Origin of the sequence: Pseudomonas sp. AOB-7 (assembly GCF_003696305.1) — a bacterium.
Taxonomy (GTDB): Bacteria; Pseudomonadota; Gammaproteobacteria; order Pseudomonadales; family Pseudomonadaceae; genus Aquipseudomonas.
In genome coordinates this window covers 302,616-319,462 of the sequence record NZ_RFFK01000004.1, presented here as the reverse complement: position 1 = coordinate 319,462, position 16,847 = coordinate 302,616, and the positions used below count along the sequence as shown (strand labels likewise).

The window sequence follows — 16,847 nt, the reverse complement described above, 5'->3', positions numbered from 1 at the left end:
CAGCTTGCTGGCGATCGGTGAAGGATGGCAGCCACCGCTCCAGTTGGCTTGCCGCATTTCCTCCATCCGTGGAGGTCACCAGCTGGTTCATACGGGGGCTGCGTCAGGCCTGCTGCGCCCGCGGCAACGGCACCCAGTGGCGAAGCTGTCGGTTAGGACGAACGCTGACAGCCGCAGATGAGGATGCCCGTGACCACCAGGCTGGGGCCCGGCTAGAGGGCGATGGTGCCGTCGTCGGTTCTTGTGCTGATGGCCGTAGCCCGGATTGCATCCGGGCTACGGGGTGGTTCAAGGATGGAAGGGCGCTTGCTCCAGCACTTCGATGATCAGCGGTCGGTCGCTCGGCGCGGTGCTCAGCAGCTCGGCCAGGTGCGCGTGATCGCGCGCGCGTTCGGCGGCGCAGCCGAAGCCGCGGGCGATGGCCAGCAGGTCCGGGGTGTAGATATCCACGCCAAGCGGTTCGATATCGCGGCGCTGCATATAGCGCTTGATCTCGCCGTAGCCCGAGTTGTTCCACAGCAGCACGATGATGCCGACGCCGGCCTCCACCGCGCTGGCCAGCTCGGGCAGGGTGAACTGCAGGCCGCCATCGCCCATCAGGCTGATCACCGGGCGGCCCGGCTCGGCCAGCTTGGCGCCGATGGCCGCCGGCAGGCCGTAGCCCAGGGTGCCGTAGCCGGTGGAGGCGTTGAACCAGCGCCGCGCGCCGTCCAGTTCTACCAGGTGGTTGCCGCTGTACACCGTCTGCGTCGAGTCGCCGACGAAGCGCGCCTCGGGCAGCACCTCCAGCACTGTGTCGAACAGCTGACGGTAATGCCCCCAGCCAGCGAAATCCTCGGCCAGCTGCGCCTGCACGGCGGCCGTGCGGCGGGCACCGGGGCTGTCGGCGCGGGGCTCGCAGGGGTTGAGCTCGGCCAGCAGCATGCGCATGGCCAGGCGCGCGTCGCCCTGGATCGCCAGGTGCGGGGCGAAGTTGCGTTGCAGCTGCTGGGCGTCGATATCCACGCGGATCAGCGCGCCGCCCAGTTTGAAGTTGCCGTCGAACACCACGTCGTAGTCGGTCTCGCCCAGCTCGGTGCCGATGGCCAGCACCACGTCGGCCTCCAGCGCCAGCTGGCGCACCGGCAGCAGCGACTGGTTGCTGCCCAGCAGCAGCGGATGATTCGGCGGCAGCAGGCCCTTGGCGTTGATGGTCAGCGCGGTCGGCGCGTCCAGGCTGGCGGCCAGGGCGCGGGCCTCGGCCTGGGCGGCCACGCAGCCGCCACCGAGCAGCAGCAGCGGGCGCTGGGCGTTCTTCAGCAGGGCGGCGGCGTCGCGGATCAGCGTGCGATTCGGTGCCGGGCGCTCGACCCGCGGCCTGGCCGCCAGGCGCATATGGCTGGCGTCGGCGGTGATGATGTCCAGCGGCAGCTCGATATGCACCGGCCGCGGACGCTCGCCCTCGAACACGGCGAAGGCGCGGGCCAGGACGCCGGGCAGCTCTTCGACGCTCATCAGGGTATGGCTGAAGGCGGTGACCCCGGCGCTCATGGCACGCTGGTTGGGCAGCTCGTGCAGGTAGCCCTTGCCCAGGCCGAGGCGCGCGCGCTCGTTGACGCTGGAGATCACCAGCATGGGGATCGAATCGGCGTAGGCCTGGCCCATGGCGGTGAGGATATTGGTCATCCCCGGGCCGGTGATGATGAAGCACACCCCCGGCTTGCCGGACACCCGCGCATAGCCGTCGGCCATAAAGCCGGCGCCCTGTTCGTGGCGCGGGGTGATATGGCGAATGCCGCTATGCGGCAGGCCGCGGTACAGCTCCACGGTGTGCACGCCGGGGATGCCGAACACAGTGTCGACGCCCCAGGCTTCCAGTTGCTTGACGAGAAATTCGCCGCAGGTGGTCATGTTGAGAATCCTTCAATGGCGCTGATCGCGCTATGCAGGGTGGACAGGGCGCGGCCTGGTCCACCGTCACTCGCCCAGAGGCGGACAAGCCGTTGGCATGTCCGCCATGCGGGACTGTTAACCGACTATCCAGTGCGCCATCAGCGCGATGATCGGCAGGGTGATCAGGGTACGGATGATGAAGATCATGAACAGCTCGAGGATGTTCAGCGGCAGCTTGGCCTTGATGATCAGCACGCCGACTTCGGACATGTAGATCAGCTGGGTCAGCGACACGCAGGCCACCACGAAGCGGGTCAGTTCGCTCTCGATGCCCTTGCCCAGCACCGCCGGCAGGAACATGTCGGCGAAACCCACCAGCATGGCCGGCGCGGCCTTGGCGGCTTCCGGCAGTTGCAGCAGCTCGAGCAGCGGCACGATGGGCGCGGACAGCCAGTTGAAGATCGGGGTGAACTCGGCAATCGCCAGGGATACCGTGCCGATGGCCATCACCAGCGGCAGCAGGCCGAGCCAGATGTCCACCACGTTGTGCACGCCGACTTTGATCATCTGCGCCGGCGAGGGGTTGGCGTTGGCGCGTTTGACCGCCTGAACCAGGCCCCAGCGCAGCAGCGAGGTGCCGGCTGGCACGTCTTCCTTGATCTGCTTGCCGACGCCTGGCATGTACTCGTCCTTCTTCCACGACAGCGGCGGGATGCGCGGGGTGATGATGGCGGCGGCCAGGCCGGCGACCACCACGGTGAGGTAGAAGGGCACGAACAGGTGGTCGAGCTTCATGAAGCTGGTGATCAGCAGGCTGAAGGCGATCGAGGCGATGGAGAAGTTGGTGGCGATCACCGCCGCTTCCCGCGCGCTGTAGAAGCCCTTCTGGTACTGCTGGGCGGTGATCAGCACGCCGACCGTGCCGGAACCGAGCCAGCTGGCGATGGCGTCGATGGCCGAGCGCCCGGGCAGGCCGAAGACCTTGCGGAACACATTGCGCACCAGGGTGCCGCAGAACTCCATCAGGCCGTAGTCGGTGAGCAGCGGCAGGATCAGCCCGGCCACCAGGAAGAAGGTGATCAGTACCGGGGCCAGGTCTTTCAGCACCACGCCGCCGGTGTTGGCGTTCCAGATCCATTCCGGGCCGAACTGCCAGAAGGTCATGGCCGCGAACAGCGCGCCGAGCACGCGCAGGCCGAGCCATAGCGGGCTAAGATTGAACATCTCGTTGAGGGAGTGGCGCTCGGTGAGCCACTTGGGCTTGAGCAGGCTGGCGAACAGGCCGACGGCGGCGGAGAACAGCAGCAGGCCGGTGGCGATGGCCGGCAACCAGTCGCTCAAGCCGGCCTTCAGCGCATCGGCCATCACGCCCAGGCCGATGGTGACCTTTTCCTCGTATACGATGGGCGTGAGGAACAGCAGCACGCCGAGCAGCGAGGGGATCAGGAAGATCAGCAGCTGACGCAGGTTGTAGGAGGTATCGGCCGGTGGCTGGTCGTCCAGCAGTGGCATGGCTTCTTCACGATTCATCTGGGCACCCTAGTTGTTGTTGTAAGGATGTACCGGGCGCCTCGCGGGGCACCCGGACGGAGCAATAAAAGCTGGCGGTCAGCGGCGCTGAACCCCCGGAAGCACACACAGCATTTCGTAGAGCAGGTTGGCGCCGAGCAGCGAGGTGTTGCCGGTGGTGTCGTAGGGTGGGGAGACCTCCACCAGGTCGCCGCCGACCAGGTCCAGACCCTGGCAGCCGCGGATGATCTCCATCGCCTGGATGGTGGTCAGCCCGCCGATTTCCGGGGTGCCGGTGCCGGGCGCCCAGGCCGGGTCGATGCCATCGATGTCGAAACTCAGGTACACCGGGCCGCCGCCGACCTTCTCGCGCACCTCGGCCATCAAGGGCTCCAGCGACTTGTGCCAGCACTCCTCGGCCTGCACCACGCGAAAGCCCTGCTTGCGGCTCCAGTTGAAGTCCTCGGCGGTGTAGCCCTGGGCGCGCAGGCCGATCTGCACCACGCGGTCGCAGTCCAGCAGGCCTTCCTCGACGGCGCGGCGGAAGGTGGTGCCGTGGGCGATCTTCTCGCCGAACATCTCATCGTTCACATCGGCGTGGGCGTCGATATGCACCAGGCCGACCTTGCCGTGCTTCTTGTGGATGGCGCGCAGGATCGGCAGGGTGATGGTGTGGTCGCCGCCCAGGGTCAGCGGCTTGATGCCGTACTCGAGGATCTCGTCGTAGGACTCCTCGATGATGCGCACGGCTTCGGCCATGTTGAAGGTGTTGATCGCCACGTCGCCGATATCGGCCACGTTCAGCGAATCGAAGGGGGCGGCACCGGTGGCCATGTTGTAGGGGCGGATCATCACCGACTGGGCGCGAATCTCGCGCGGGCCGAAGCGGGTGCCGGAGCGCAGCGAGGTGCCGATGTCCAGCGGCACGCCGACAAAGGCGACGTCGAGCTCACGTTTCTCTTCGATCTTCTGGATATGCGGCAGGCGCATCATGGTGGCGATGCCGCCGAAACGGGGCATTTCGTTGCCGCCCAGGGGCTGATGAAAAACCTTGTCCATGGGAAGGCCTCACGGTTGTTGTGGTTGTAGGAATCGTTGGGCGGATTCTTGGTCAGCGCCGCCCCGGGAAAAATCGGCAGGGGCAAAAACTTAGTTCAGAGATTTCTAAACTAAGAGGCGACGGGATACAGTGGTGCGCGCGCACCACTGCTCCACCGCCGACGAGAACACCATGACCAGCCAACTGCCCGATCTCAAGCTGCTGCGCATCTTCGCCTGCGTGGTGCGTCACCAGGGCTTCGCCGCCGCGCAGCAGGAGCTGAACCTGTCCACCTCGGCCATCAGCACCTATATGAGCCAGCTGGAGACGCAACTCGGCCTGGTGCTCTGCCACCGCGGCCGCGGCGGTTTCAGCCTGACCAGCAAGGGCGAGCTGTTCCATCAAGAAACCCTGCGCCTGCTCGGCGAGCTGGAGGGCTTCGAACGCTACTCCGCCGCGCTCAAGGGCGAGTTGCGCGGTACCCTCAATCTCGGCGTGCTGGATTCCACGGTGAGCGATCCGGCGCTGCCGTTGGCCGAGGTGATCGGCGCCTACAGCCAGGAACATCCGGGCGTGCACCTGCACCTGTCGGTGATGAGCCCCTACGAGCTGCAGCTGGCGGTGCTCGACAACCGCCTGGACCTGGCCATCGGCGCCTTCTCCACGCGGATGAACGGCATGGTCTATCAGCCGCTGTACCGCGAGCAGCACTGGCTGTACTGCAGCGAGCGGCATTCGCTGTACGAGCAGCGGCGCATCCCCGCCGAGGTGATCACCCAGCAGCGCATGGTCGGCCGCGGCTACTGGAGCCAGGCGGAGCTGGCGCGGCACGGCTTCAAACACAGCGCGGCGACGGTGGAGTCGATGGAGGCGCAGCTGATCCTGGTGCTGTCCGGCGCCTATATCGGCTACCTGCCGGAGCATTACGCGCAGCCCTGGGTCGAGCAACAGCGGCTCAGGGTGCTGCTGCCCACCACCTTCGGCTACCAGGCGCCGTTCTCGCTGATCCTGCGCCGCGGCCGCTCGCGCGAGCCGCTGATCCAGACCTTCCGCGACCTGCTCAAGACGCAATTGAACCAGACCTGAAACAGGGTCGCCCGATTATCTTTGCCATGCTCAATGGCGGCGCCTGGCGCCGTGATTGCCCTGTGCTAGTACTTAATCACAGTTCTGTTCCACCCCCACGACTCGAACAGGGATGCCTCGATGCGCCAGAATCTGCCGATCACCCAGCGGGAAAGGACCTTTCCCGCCGACGAACGCCTGATCTCCACCACCGACCTCAACAGCAAGATCACCTACTGCAACGATGCCTTCGTCGAGATCAGCGGCTTCACCCGCGAGGAACTGATCGGCCAGCCGCACAACCTGGTGCGTCACCCGGACATGCCACCGGGGGTGTTCGGCCATATGTGGGACACCATCAAGCAGGGCAAGCCCTGGATGGGCATCGTCAAGAACCGTGCGAAAAACGGCGATTTCTACTGGGTCAGCGCCTATGTCACGCCAATCTACGAGAACGGCCGCATGGCCGGCTACGAGTCGGTGCGCTCGCTGCCGAGCGAGGCGCAGAAGCGCCGTGCCGAGGCGCTCTACGCGCGGCTGCGCGCCGGCAAGCCGCCGGTGCCCAAGCTGGAATCCTGGACCTACGACCTGCTGCGCTCCTGGCCGCTGATCCTCGCCGGCCTGCTGATTCTCGGCGCGCACTGGCTGCTCAGCGGGCCTTGGCTGCTGGGCTTTATCCTCGCCGCCCTGTTCGCCCTGGGCTCCTACCAGCTGTACCGCACCCGCCAGCTGATCCGCCGCACCCTGGACGAACACCCCAAGGCCTTCACCAGCGCTCTGGTGGCGCTGACCTACAGCGACAACCGCGGCGCCCAGGCGTTGCTGGACATGGCCATGATCAGCGAGGAGGCGCGCCTGCAGACCGCCTTGACGCGCCTGGAGGATGCCGGGGTCAACGTCAAGAAGCGCGCCGCGCAGTCCGCCGAGCTGTCGCGCTCCGGCGCCGCGCTGCTCGACCAGCAGCGCGCCGAGACGGACCAGTCGGCCACCGCCATCAACCAGATGGCGGCGACCATCCAGGAGGTGACGCACAACGTGCAGAGCACCTCGCACGCCGCCGAGGAGGCCGACCGCCTGGCCAAGGAAGGGCGCCAACTGGCGGTCGGCAGCCTGGACGCCATGCGCCACATGGCCCAGGCGGTGACCGATATCGGCCAGGCGGTCAACGAGCTGGCCAACTCCACCCAGTCCATCGGCAGCGTCGCCGACGTGATCACCTCGATCGCCGAGCAGACCAACCTGCTGGCGCTCAACGCCGCCATCGAGGCGGCGCGCGCCGGCGAGCAGGGCAGGGGCTTCGCCGTGGTGGCCGACGAGGTGCGCTCGCTGGCTTCGCGCACCCGCCAGTCCACCGAGCAGATCCACCAGATCATCGCCGACCTGCGCGCCGGCGCCGAGCGCGCGGTGGTCACCGCCGGCAAGGGCGAGGACATCTCGCGCGGCAGCATGCAGAGCGTGGAGTCGGTACGCGATGCGCTGGAAGGCATCAGCGCGGCGGTGACGCGCATCACCGGCATGAGCCAGCAGATGGCGGCGGCGTCCGAGCAGCAGAGCCATGTCGCCGAGGACATCAGCCGGCAGATCACCCGCATTGCCCAGCTCTCCGACCACAGTGCCGGGCAGGCGCACCAGGGCGCGGAAATCAGCCGCGAGTTGGAACAGATGGCCGACTACCTGCACAGCCTGGCGGAGCGTTTCAACCGCTGAAGCGGGATTGGGCGATGCCCTGGGGTGGAAAACCGCGAAGCGCTGTCCACCCCGGGCCCGCCTGCCGGAGTCGGCGTCTGGTAGCCCGGGTGCAACCCGCCGACTCTTCCCCGAATTGCATCCGGGCTAGGCGCCTGTGCTGCCTGGCGCCGCGCTTCGTGGCACACTGCGCGGCATGCCTCGTCCGACCTGCCCCCGCTGCCTGCGCCCGCTCGGCCATTGCCTGTGTGTGCTGATCCCCGCACTCGATAGCCGCACCCGCCTGCTGATCCTGCAGCACCCCAGCGAAACCGCGCACGCCCTGAATACCGCGCGGCTGGCCGCCCTGGGCCTGCGCAACGCCGAGCTGCGGGTGGGCGAGACCTTCGGAGAATTGCCGCAGCTCCTGGCGCAACCGGGCTACCGCGCCTGCCTGCTGTTCCCTGGCGAGGAGGCCGTCGAACTGACCGCCCAAACGCAGGGCGAGCTGCCGCTGTTGCTGGTGGTGCCCGATGGCACCTGGCGCAAGGCGCGCAAGCTGCTGCACCTGAACCCGGCGCTGGCGAGCTTGCCGCGGGTCGCCCTGCCGGCCGGGGCGCAATCGCGCTACCGCCTGCGCAAGGCGCCGGCCGAGGGGGCGCTGTCGACCATCGAGGCGATTGCCACGGCGCTGGATGTGCTGGAGGCTCCGTGCAGTTTCGCGGCGCTGCTGCGGCCGTTCGAAGCGCTGATCGAGGGGCAGATCGCGGCGATGGGCGAGGAGACCTTTCGCCGCAATCACGGGCAGGGCGGCCGCCAGTCGTAGGCGTTGCGTGGCGGGAACCCAGCAGGCACTCGCTGCCTGCAAGAGCGGGCTTGCCAGCGATACGTCACGATCCCGGAAATCGCAAGGCATCGCCGGCAATGACTGGGCGTCCCCCCGGCTCTTGCGGGGTGTTCGATCAACGTTCGCGCATGGCCTCGGAGCGGGCCTTGAGCACCGGCTTGAGCAGGTAGGCCAGCACGCTCTTCTCGCCGGTGATGATGTCCACCGTGGCAACCATGCCGGGGATGATCAGCAGCGGATTGTCCTCGCTGCCCAGGTGGCTTTTGTCGGTGCGCACCTGGATCAGGTAGAAGCTGTTGCCTTCCTCGTCGGTGATGGTGTCGGCGCTGATCAGCTCAAGGTTGGCCTTGAGCCCGCCGTAGATGGTGTAGTCGTAGGCGCTGAACTTGACCATGGCCTTCTGCCCGGGATGCAGGAAGGCCACGTCCTGCGGGCGCACCTTGGCCTCGATCAGCAGGCTGTCGTCCAGCGGCACGATCTCCAGCATGTCGTTGCCCGGCTGCACCACGCCGCCGATGGTGTTGACCTTGAGCTGCTTGATCACCCCGCGCACCGGCGACACGACGGTAGTGCGAGTGACCTTGTCCTGGATGGCGACGCTGGTGGCGGTGATCTTCTGCAGTTCGGTGCGCAGCTCGTTGAGCTCCTTGAACGCCTCGGCGCGGAAGCTCAGCTCGGACTCCTCCATCTTGCTCCTGATCTCGCTCATCGCCGCCTCGGCGCGGGGAATGGCCAGGTTGGTCGCCTCCAGCGAGCCGCGCACCTCGACTACGCTGCGGCGCAGACGCAGCACCTCGACCTCGGAAATCGCCCCGGAGGCTACCAGCGGCTGCGACATGTTCAGCTCCTGCTGCAGCAGGCCGAGGCTGGAACGGTACTGCTGGGCCTTGGAGCGGAATTCGGCCAGCTCCTGCTCCTTCTGCCGCAGCTGTTCGCCGAGGGTGCGCTGCTCGCTTTTCAGGCGCTGCTGGCGCGAGTGGTACAGCGCCAGCTGGTCTTCGGCCAGCTGCGGCGCGTCGCGGGTGATCTCCTCGGGCAGCTGCGGTTCGCGGCCCTCGGCCTCGGCGCTGAGGCGTTCGAGGCGGGCGATCAGCGCCAGGCGATCGGCTTCGGTCTCGCCGCGGTTGGAGAGGAAGCGGGTGTCGTCCAGGCGCAGCAGCACGTCGCCCTTGTTCACCACCTGGCCCTCGCGCACGAAGATCTCGCTGACGATGCCGCCTTCGAGGTTCTGGATCACCTGCACCTTGCTCGAGGGAATCGCCTTGCCCTCGCCGGTGGTGACCTCCTCGAGCACCGCGAAATGCGCCCAGAGCAGCGCGGCGAGCAGGCAGGCGCTGACCGCCCAGACGGTGGCGCGGGTCAGCCAGGGCGAATCCTCGAGGATGGCGCCTTCCACCTCGGGCATGAACTCGGTGTCCTGGCGCCGCTGGCGCAGGCTGCCGAAATAGTCGCGCAGGCTGTGTTCCATGCTCGCCTCCTAGCTCGGCGAGGGGCCGACGCGGCCCTTGCGCAGTGCTTCGATCACCGCGTCCTTCGGCCCGTCGGCGACCACGTGGCCGTTGTCCAGCACGGCCAGGCGGTCGACCAGGCTGAGCATCGAAGCGCGGTGGGTGATGAGGATCAGGGTCTTGCCCTGCACCCATTTGTGCAGACGCTGGCGCAGCAGGTCCTCGCTGGTGTTGTCCATGGCGCTGGTGGGTTCGTCGAGCACCAGGATCGGCGGGTCGAGCAGCAGCGCGCGGGCCAGCAGCACGGCCTGGCGCTGGCCGCCGGAGAGCAGCTGGCCGCGCTCGCCCACCGGGCGGTCGAAGCCTTGCGGGTGCTGCCGGGCCAGGTCGATCACCCCGGTCAGTTCGGCCACTTCGAGCATGCGCGCGTCACTGACGTAGCGTGCACCGAGGGTCAGGTTGTCGCGCAGGCTGCCGGCCAGCAGCGGCAGGTCGTGGGCGACGTAGCCGATCTGGTGGCGCAGGTCGGCGACGTCGAGCTGGCGCAGGTCGAGGTTGTCCAGCAGGATCTGCCCCTCGTCGGCGCTGTAGAAGGCCATGATCAGGCGCGCCAGGGTGCTCTTGCCCGAGCCGCTGCGGCCGATGATGCCGAGGTGTTCGCCGGCGGCCAGGTGCAGGCTGACGTTGCTCAGCGCCGGGGCGCTCTGCCCCGGGTAGCGGAAGCTGACCTGGCGGATGTCCAGGGCGCCCTTGAGCTGGGTACGCTCCAGCGGCCGCTGCTTGTCCTGGCGCTCCTGCGGCAGGGCCATCAGCGCGTCGGTGCTGGTCATGGTCAGGCGCGCCTGCTGGTAGCGGGTGATCAGCCCGGCGATCTGCCCCAGCGGGGCGAGGATGCGGCTGCCGAGCATGTAGCAGGCGACCAGTGCGCCGACGCTGAGGTTGCCGGCGATGATCGCGTAGACCCCGGCGACTATGGTGGCCATGCCGGCGAACTGCTGGAGGAACAGGGTGCCGTTGGTGGCCAGCGCCGAGAGGAAGCGTGCGTGGCTGTCCAGGCGGGTGAGGGCGCCGTGGGTCTTTTCCCACTGGTGCTGGCGTTCGCTCTCGGCGCCGCAGGCCTTGAGGGTCTCCAGGCCGCCGAGGGTCTCGATCAGCAACGCCTGGCGCTGCGAGGCCAGTTGCAGGCTCTTCTCCACGGTGTCGCGCAGGCGCATCTGGATGATGAAGGCGAACAGCGCGGTGAGCGGGAAGGCTAGCAGCGGGATCAGCACCAGCCAGCCGCCGATCAGCCAGATCACCAGGATCATCAGGAAGGAGAAGGGCAGGTCGATCAGGCTGGTCAGGGTCACCGCGGTGAGGAAGTCGCGCAGGCCCTGGAAGTCGTGGATGCTCTGGGCGAAGCCGCCGATGCTGGCCGGGCGGGCCTTCATCGCCATGCCGGTGATGCGCTCGAACAGGGTGGCCGAGAGCACCACGTCGGTCTTCTTGCCGGCGGTGTCGAGCAGGTGCGCGCGCAGCACCTTGAGCAGCATCTCGAAGCCGGTGCCGATCAGCAGACCGACGGCCAGCACCCAGAGTGTGGCGGTGGCCTGGTTGGGCACCACGCGGTCGTAGGTCTGCATGACGAACAGCGGCACCATCAGGCCCAGCAGGTTGATTAGCAGGCTGGCCAGCAGCGCATCGGCGTAGAGCCAGCGCGACAGCTTGAGGGTATCGCGGAACCAGGCTTCGAGGCGCGGCACCAGCGGCGTGCGTGCCTCCTCCAGTTCATGCCGCGGGCGGGCGAAGAAGGCCTGGCCGCTGTACTCGGCGGCCAGTTGCTCGCGCCCGACCCACTGTTCGCCGCCGTCGGCCTCGCACGGCAGGATCTGCGCCTGGTCGTTCGCTCCCCATTGGCGCAGCACGGCGCTGCGGCCATCCTTGAGCAGCAGCAGCACCGGCAGGTTGAGTGCGGAGATGCTGGCCAGGTCGCGAAACAGCAGGCGACCCTGCAGCCCGGCACGCGCGGCGGCGCGCGGCAGCAGGTCGGCGGTCAGGCGCTGCTCGGGCAGGGGCAGGCCGGCGCTCAGGCTGCCGCGGCTGACTGAGCAGCCGTGCAGCCGGCAGAGGATCAACAGGCCGTCGAGCAGCGGATCGTCGTGGCTGAGCCGCGGATCGCTGGCAGGCCCTGGCCGTTCCATGGTGGTCAAGTTCTACTACTCCCAAGCCGGGACTACTTCATTTCCGGCAAGCGCGCCTCGCTCTTCACCTCGGTGAGGGCTACAGCTTCTGCCGGGACTACGACCTGTTGCTGACGCAGCAGATCACCCATTGCGGCAATCACCCGGTACATCGAGAACTCCTCGGCGAAGCGCACCTCGCTGTAGCGGCGGTTGGCGGTGAACAGTTCGTTCTCGCTGTCGAGCAGGTCGAGCAGGGTGCGTTGGCCCAGGCTGAACTGCTGCTGGTAGGCCTCGCGCACCCGCGCCGTGTAGTCCGCGTAGTCGCGGGCCTTGGGCGTTTGCAGGCGGGCGTTTTCCATGGCGTTCCAGGCCAGCGAGAGGTTCTCGTTGAGCACCCGCAGGGCGTTGTTGCGAATGTCCATGGACTCGTTGATCTGGTGCGCGGCCCCCTGCAGGCGGGCCTTGTCGCGCATGCCGTTGAACAGGTTGTAGTTCATCACCACGGCGGCACGCCAGCCCTTATTGTGGCCCTCGTCGCCCTGGATGTTGTCGCCGGCGTTGGTCGCCAGCTCCAGGTCGAGACGCGGGTAGAAGGGCGCCTTGGCCACTTCGTACTGCTTCTCGGCGGCCTGCACGTCGGCCTGCGCCGACTTCAGGAAGGGGTTGTTGTCCATCACCGTCTGCCGCGCGGCCAGCAGGTCGGCCGGCATGTTGCCGCGGATGGTGGCGGGCGATTCGAGCTGATCGGGTAGGCGGCCGACGGCGCTGAAGAAGTTGGCCTCGGCGTCGGCCAGGTTGACCTGTTCGGTATAGAGGTTGTTCTGCGCCAGTGCCAGGCGGGCCTCCGACTGATCGAGGTCGGCGGTGCTACCGACGCCCTGCTGGCTGCGCAGGCCGATCTGGTCGTGGATGCGCTGGTGGGCCTGCAGGTTGTTGCGGGCCAGCTCGACCATCTCGCGGCGCATCAGCACGTCCAGGTATACCTCGACCGTGCGCAGGGCCAGGCTCTCGGACGTGCCGAGCAGGCGATAGGCGCGGGAGTTGACCACCGACTCGGTGCGAGCCACCTCGTTGGGGGTGTTGAAGCCGTCGAACAGCATCTGCCGCAGACGCAGTTCGGCATCGTTGTAAGTCAGGGTTTCCTTGTTGTGGTCGCCCAGCGCGCGGGTGGTGGGACTGTCGGTCTGCTCGCGACCGTAGCCGACCAGCAGGTCGACGGTTGGCAAGTAGCCGCCCTTGGCGATCTTCACATCCTCATCCGACGAAAGGCGACTGTTGGCGGCGGCATGAATCTCCGGATGGCTATCCAGGGTGCGCTGGATCGCTTCCGTCAGGTTCATGGCTTGCGCTTGGCTGCAGATAGCCGCCAATAGCATGGCACTCCACAGGGGGTTGAAGGTGCGCATGGGCATTTCTCCTTGCTGGTGTTCTTATCCTGTCGCCAGAAAAATGGCTTTTTTGCCTGTAAAACCGTTTCAGGCTTGTAACATCACAGCTAAGAACAACTTTTGGAGAGGATAAGAAGATTTTTTCACAAGGCTTATGAGGAAAAATTCTTATGAATTCCGTGAAAAGCAGCACATTGTTTGGCTCCAGAAGCCGCGTTCTTCGCGCCTTGCTATGGCGTACGCGACTAAAACAGGCAGTCAAGCACCCAAGGGCGGGGATTCATCTGGTGGAGTAGTTCGACGCAGGTTGTAGTGACATTTTTTTGTCGCTAGCGTTTCTGGGATTTTGCGCCGTTCAATTTCAATCAGCTGTTTTTTCTCTCCTCACGTTCGAAAAGGTGGCCTGGCTCTTTTGGCAATACGTGCCGGCGGTGGTCGGCAGCTGTAGTGAGGATGGAATCATGGCCACTCTAATCGGTGTCGTTAGTCAGGTCGTCGGTGAAGTGTTTGCGGTAGCGAGCGATGGTTCGCGCCGGCTGCTAAGCGAGGGCGACCGGGTCTATGCGGGCGAGCAACTGGTGACCGGCGCCACCGGTGCTATCGCGGTAACCCTGAGCAACGGCCAGCAACTGACCCTGGGGCGCGACAGTAGTTTGTCACTCAATGAGCAGATGCTTGCCGCCAGTTCCCCCTCACAGACCCCCGCGGCAGGTACGCCGCCCGTTCCCAGCGACAGTGACCTGACCGACGTCGAGCAACTGCAGGCGGCGATCGAGGCCGGCGTCGACCCGACCCTCGAAGGCGAAGCCACCGCAGCCGGCCCGGGGGCCGGCGGTGGCGGTGCAGGCGGCGTCGGTGGTGGTCACTCCTTCGTGCTGCTCGGCGAAGTCGGCGGCGCGCTCGATCCGGTGATCGGTTTCCCGACGGCCGGATTCTCGGGTGGTCCCGAATTTCCCGATCCTGAGCCTGAGGTGCGTGCGGATCTCGAGCCGACTCCGGAGACGCCCAATTTCATTCCCGGCATCGATGTCGAATACCAGAACTTCGTTGGCGAGGTGACCACCGGCCCGGCGCTGGTCGACGAAGCCGCCCTGGCTGACGGCAGCAATCCATCCAGCCCGGCCGAGCAAGCCTCGGGGCGTCTGGTCATCAACTCGCCGGACGGAATCTCCTCCGTGCAGATTCAGGACGTGAACGGCAACTGGATCGATGTCACCAATGGCGGTGAGGTACAGGGCAAGTACGGCATTTTGACCGTCGACGCGGCGGGCAACTGGGTCTACACCCTGACCGGCAACACCCTGGATCATGACGATCCCAACGGCACCGGTAGCGCCGACCAGGTAGGTGAGAGTTTCCTGGTGCGGATGTTCGACCTCGATGGCGATGTTTCGCCGACCGTGTCGCTGGACGTGTTGGTCAGCGATGACTCTCCCAGCGTCAGCCTGGCTGATCGCGAGTTGAATGCACTGGTGGTCGATGAGAGCGACCTGTCGGTGAACGATCAGGGCAGTTTTGCCTCCGCCTTCGAGTTCAATCTCGGTGCGGACGGTGGGGTGGTGGCCTTCAGCTTGAATGTCCTGAGGCTGGACAGCGGGTTGATCGACACGTTGACCGGGCAGGGAGTTGAGCTTCACCTTAACGGTAATGTCGTGGAAGGCTGGGTGGGTGGCGATGCCGGTATGGTCGCTTTCCGCATCTCGGTTGCCGATGACGGCAACGTGACTTGGGATCAACTGCGGGCTCTGCGTCATGACGATCCGAATGACACGAATGAAGCTGTCACCTTGGCGGGTGGATTGATTCAGCTGGTCGCTACCGCGACAGATGGCGATGGTGATTCAGCCTCTGCCTCCCTTGATCTTGGGGGGCTCCTGATTGCTCGCGACGACGGTCCGTCGATTGGTGTGGTGACTGGTGCGAACACCAGCCTGGTGGTGGATGAAACCAACCTGGCGGTGAATGCCAGCACCGACATTTCCGGTGCCTTCAACGGCGCGTTTGGCGCCGACGGGGCAGGCAGCCTGGTCTACAGCGTCAGCACGGTGAACGGCACCGACAGCGGCCTGGTGGACACCGCCACCGGGCAGGGCATCTTCCTGTTCAACACCGCGACCGGCGTGGAAGGCCGGGTAGGCGGCGTGGGCGGTCCGGTGGCGTTCAGCGTGACGCTGGCCGGTAGCACGGTGACCCTGGATCAGGTGCGGGCGGTGGTGCATCCGACGGCCGATCCGAACGAGCCGATCAGCCCGGCGGCGGGCAGCCTGAGCCTGGGCGCGACCATCAGCGACGCCGATGGCGACAGTGCCAGCGCCAGCCTGGACCTGAGCGGTTCGCTGGTGTTCCGCGACGACGGTCCGCAGTTCTACTCGATCATGGACGCGGTGCTTTCCAGTGCGGTGACGTCCGCCTTCACTGGACAGTACAGTGCCAACTTTGGCGCCGATGGTCTGGACTTCCTGTCGGTGGCGCTGGCTTTGAGTGGTAGCTACGCCGGTCAACAGGTGAGTTTCGTCCAGGCGCCGACCGCTGAGGATGGGGTCACCGAGGTGGAGGTGACTAATGGCGCCAACGAGGTGCTGTTCAGCTTCTACTACACAACGACGACCAATGCCGTTTCAGCGGGAGGGGATGGTAGCGTGGTGTTACGCGCCTTCAGCAGCCTGAGCGATCCGGAGGGGAGTCCTTTCTTTACCCTGACGATCAACCCCGATGGCACCTATAGCTTCGATCTGATCTCCAATACCATCATTTCCTCGACGACGGTAAGCGGGGAGGACTTCTCCGCCTTTGGTCCCACTGGCCAAGTTGCCACGGCTGACCAATCTCTCACTATCCGGGGTTCGGACAAGGTCAATGCCTCGCAGAACGGTATCGGGATCTCCAATCCGCAGATCACCAACGGCGAGTGGATACAGCTCGATTTCCAGAAGAGCCAGAGCTTCGTGAGCTTCACCACGCAGCAGTGGACTGGCGCCGGCAACTCGATTGCCGTCCTGATGGTGGCCCTCGATGGTGTCGCCTTCGATTTCAATACCGCTTTGGCGGGACAGCAGAACCTATCGATAGGCAAGCCGGCGGGCGATGTCCGCATCAGTGTGGTGGTGGATGGGGATCTCGCAGGAACCTGGTCCTTCACACCTGCTTCGGGAGGTGCGCTGGCCACCTACACCATCTATGTCGCCAATGAGTTTGATAGCCTGCGTGTCGATCATGTCGGGGGGGCGGCGGGCTTCAATATCAACCACATCACCTACGATCAGCTGACCACGATCGAGGACCTGACGCTGAACTTCGACCTTGCGGTGACCGATGGTGATGGCGACTCCGCCTCGCTCGACGATCACCTGACGATCAGCATGCTCGATCCTGACGATGTGGTATCTGCCGCCTCCGATGGCATCGATACGGACAATGGCGTGGTGCTGGTCGGCAATGGTGGCCATGACACCCTGCTCGGTGGCGAGGGTGACGACATTCTGATCGGCGGTGTTGGCAACGACATCCTCACCGGCGGCGGTGGCAATGACACATTCGTGTGGAATGCGGGGGATCGCGGCGGCAACTACCACGATATCGTCAAAGACTTCGGGGTTGGCGACAACGTGCTGAACTTGTCGGAGCTGCTGGTTGGGGTGAGCGATCCCAGCGATGCCAACGTACTGGACGATTATCTGAGCTTCAGCTTTACCGCCACCGATACGGTGATCAGTGTCTCCAGCACCGGCAACGTGGCGGACGCTTCGACCATCGATCAGACCATCACGCTGGAGAACACTATCCTGTCCGGCGGCAATGCGGCGGATATCATCCAGGGTATGCTCGACAGCAACCAGTTGGTGGTTTGACCTG

The 16,847-nt window shown here is 65.8% G+C and carries 9 protein-coding genes and 2 pseudogenes; 5 read left to right on the top strand and 6 right to left on the bottom strand.

Annotated elements, in window-relative coordinates:
* Positions 1-288: 288 nt before the first annotated feature.
* The 3 genes from EA796_RS10345 to speB form a co-directional block, all read right to left on the bottom strand.
* Positions 289-1,890 (bottom strand): 5-guanidino-2-oxopentanoate decarboxylase, encoded by a 1,602-nt coding sequence (locus EA796_RS10345; RefSeq protein ID WP_122108550.1) that lies wholly within the window; start codon positions 1,888-1,890, stop codon positions 289-291.
* Between the two features lie 117 nt (positions 1,891-2,007).
* The gene (locus tag EA796_RS10340; RefSeq protein ID WP_122108549.1) at positions 2,008-3,402 is read right to left on the bottom strand and encodes a YjiH family protein; all 1,395 of its coding nucleotides are present in this window, start codon (positions 3,400-3,402) and stop codon (positions 2,008-2,010) included.
* A 78-nt stretch (positions 3,403-3,480) separates the two neighbouring features.
* Entirely contained in the window at positions 3,481-4,440 is a 960-nt protein-coding gene (speB, locus tag EA796_RS10335; RefSeq protein ID WP_021442114.1) for an agmatinase, read from the bottom strand.
* Positions 4,441-4,612: 172 nt separating this feature from the next.
* Here speB and EA796_RS10330 point away from each other — a divergent pair, with 172 nt between their 5' ends.
* The 4 genes and pseudogenes from EA796_RS10330 to EA796_RS10320 all read left to right on the top strand — a co-directional run bounded on the left by EA796_RS10330 (position 4,613) and on the right by EA796_RS10320 (position 7,976).
* The gene (locus EA796_RS10330; protein ID WP_122108656.1) at positions 4,613-5,506 is read left to right on the top strand and encodes a LysR family transcriptional regulator; all 894 of its coding nucleotides are present in this window, start codon (positions 4,613-4,615) and stop codon (positions 5,504-5,506) included.
* Between the two features lie 120 nt (positions 5,507-5,626).
* Positions 5,627-5,905 (top strand): annotated as a pseudogene (locus tag EA796_RS23695) (PAS domain-containing protein); the annotation flags it as partial.
* Positions 5,906-6,208: 303 nt separating this feature from the next.
* Positions 6,209-7,192 (top strand): annotated as a pseudogene (locus EA796_RS23690) (methyl-accepting chemotaxis protein); the annotation flags it as partial.
* Between the two features lie 175 nt (positions 7,193-7,367).
* Positions 7,368-7,976: a tRNA-uridine aminocarboxypropyltransferase gene (locus EA796_RS10320; RefSeq protein WP_122108547.1), complete on the top strand. Its 609-nt coding sequence runs from the start codon at positions 7,368-7,370 to the stop codon at positions 7,974-7,976.
* A gap of 136 nt (positions 7,977-8,112) precedes the next feature.
* Here EA796_RS10320 and EA796_RS10315 read toward each other — a convergent pair whose 3' ends face one another.
* From EA796_RS10315 to EA796_RS10305, 3 genes are read right to left on the bottom strand one after another with little or no spacing between them, the layout of a single operon-like run.
* Complete coding sequence (locus EA796_RS10315) at positions 8,113-9,465, bottom strand: HlyD family type I secretion periplasmic adaptor subunit (RefSeq protein ID WP_021442109.1); 1,353 nt, start codon at positions 9,463-9,465, stop codon at positions 8,113-8,115.
* Between the two features lie 9 nt (positions 9,466-9,474).
* On the bottom strand, positions 9,475-11,625 hold the full coding sequence (locus tag EA796_RS10310) for a type I secretion system permease/ATPase (RefSeq protein ID WP_122108546.1): 2,151 nt from the start codon (positions 11,623-11,625) through the stop codon (positions 9,475-9,477).
* Between the two features lie 32 nt (positions 11,626-11,657).
* Positions 11,658-13,013 (bottom strand): TolC family outer membrane protein, encoded by a 1,356-nt coding sequence (locus tag EA796_RS10305; RefSeq protein ID WP_122108545.1) that lies wholly within the window; start codon positions 13,011-13,013, stop codon positions 11,658-11,660.
* Positions 13,014-13,456: 443 nt separating this feature from the next.
* Between EA796_RS10305 and EA796_RS10300 the strand changes: the two genes are divergently transcribed.
* Complete coding sequence (locus EA796_RS10300) at positions 13,457-16,843, top strand: retention module-containing protein (protein WP_122108544.1); 3,387 nt, start codon at positions 13,457-13,459, stop codon at positions 16,841-16,843.
* Positions 16,844-16,847 lie beyond the last annotated feature (4 nt).

What these genes read in the sequence shown, in the direction of transcription:
- EA796_RS10340 (WP_122108549.1), bottom strand. Translation starts at nt 3,402, where the DNA reads ATGAATCGTGAAGAAGCCATGCCACTGCTGGACGACCAGCCACCGGCC.
- EA796_RS10315 (WP_021442109.1), bottom strand. Translation starts at nt 9,465, where the DNA reads ATGGAACACAGCCTGCGCGACTATTTCGGCAGCCTGCGCCAGCGGCGC.
- EA796_RS10320 (WP_122108547.1), top strand. Translation starts at nt 7,368, where the DNA reads ATGCCTCGTCCGACCTGCCCCCGCTGCCTGCGCCCGCTCGGCCATTGC.
- EA796_RS10300 (WP_122108544.1), top strand. Translation starts at nt 13,457, where the DNA reads ATGGCCACTCTAATCGGTGTCGTTAGTCAGGTCGTCGGTGAAGTGTTT.
- EA796_RS10345 (WP_122108550.1), bottom strand. Translation starts at nt 1,890, where the DNA reads ATGACCACCTGCGGCGAATTTCTCGTCAAGCAACTGGAAGCCTGGGGC.
- speB (WP_021442114.1), bottom strand. Translation starts at nt 4,440, where the DNA reads ATGGACAAGGTTTTTCATCAGCCCCTGGGCGGCAACGAAATGCCCCGT.
- EA796_RS10330 (WP_122108656.1), top strand. Translation starts at nt 4,613, where the DNA reads ATGACCAGCCAACTGCCCGATCTCAAGCTGCTGCGCATCTTCGCCTGC.
- EA796_RS10305 (WP_122108545.1), bottom strand. Translation starts at nt 13,013, where the DNA reads ATGCGCACCTTCAACCCCCTGTGGAGTGCCATGCTATTGGCGGCTATC.
- EA796_RS10310 (WP_122108546.1), bottom strand. Translation starts at nt 11,625, where the DNA reads ATGGAACGGCCAGGGCCTGCCAGCGATCCGCGGCTCAGCCACGACGAT.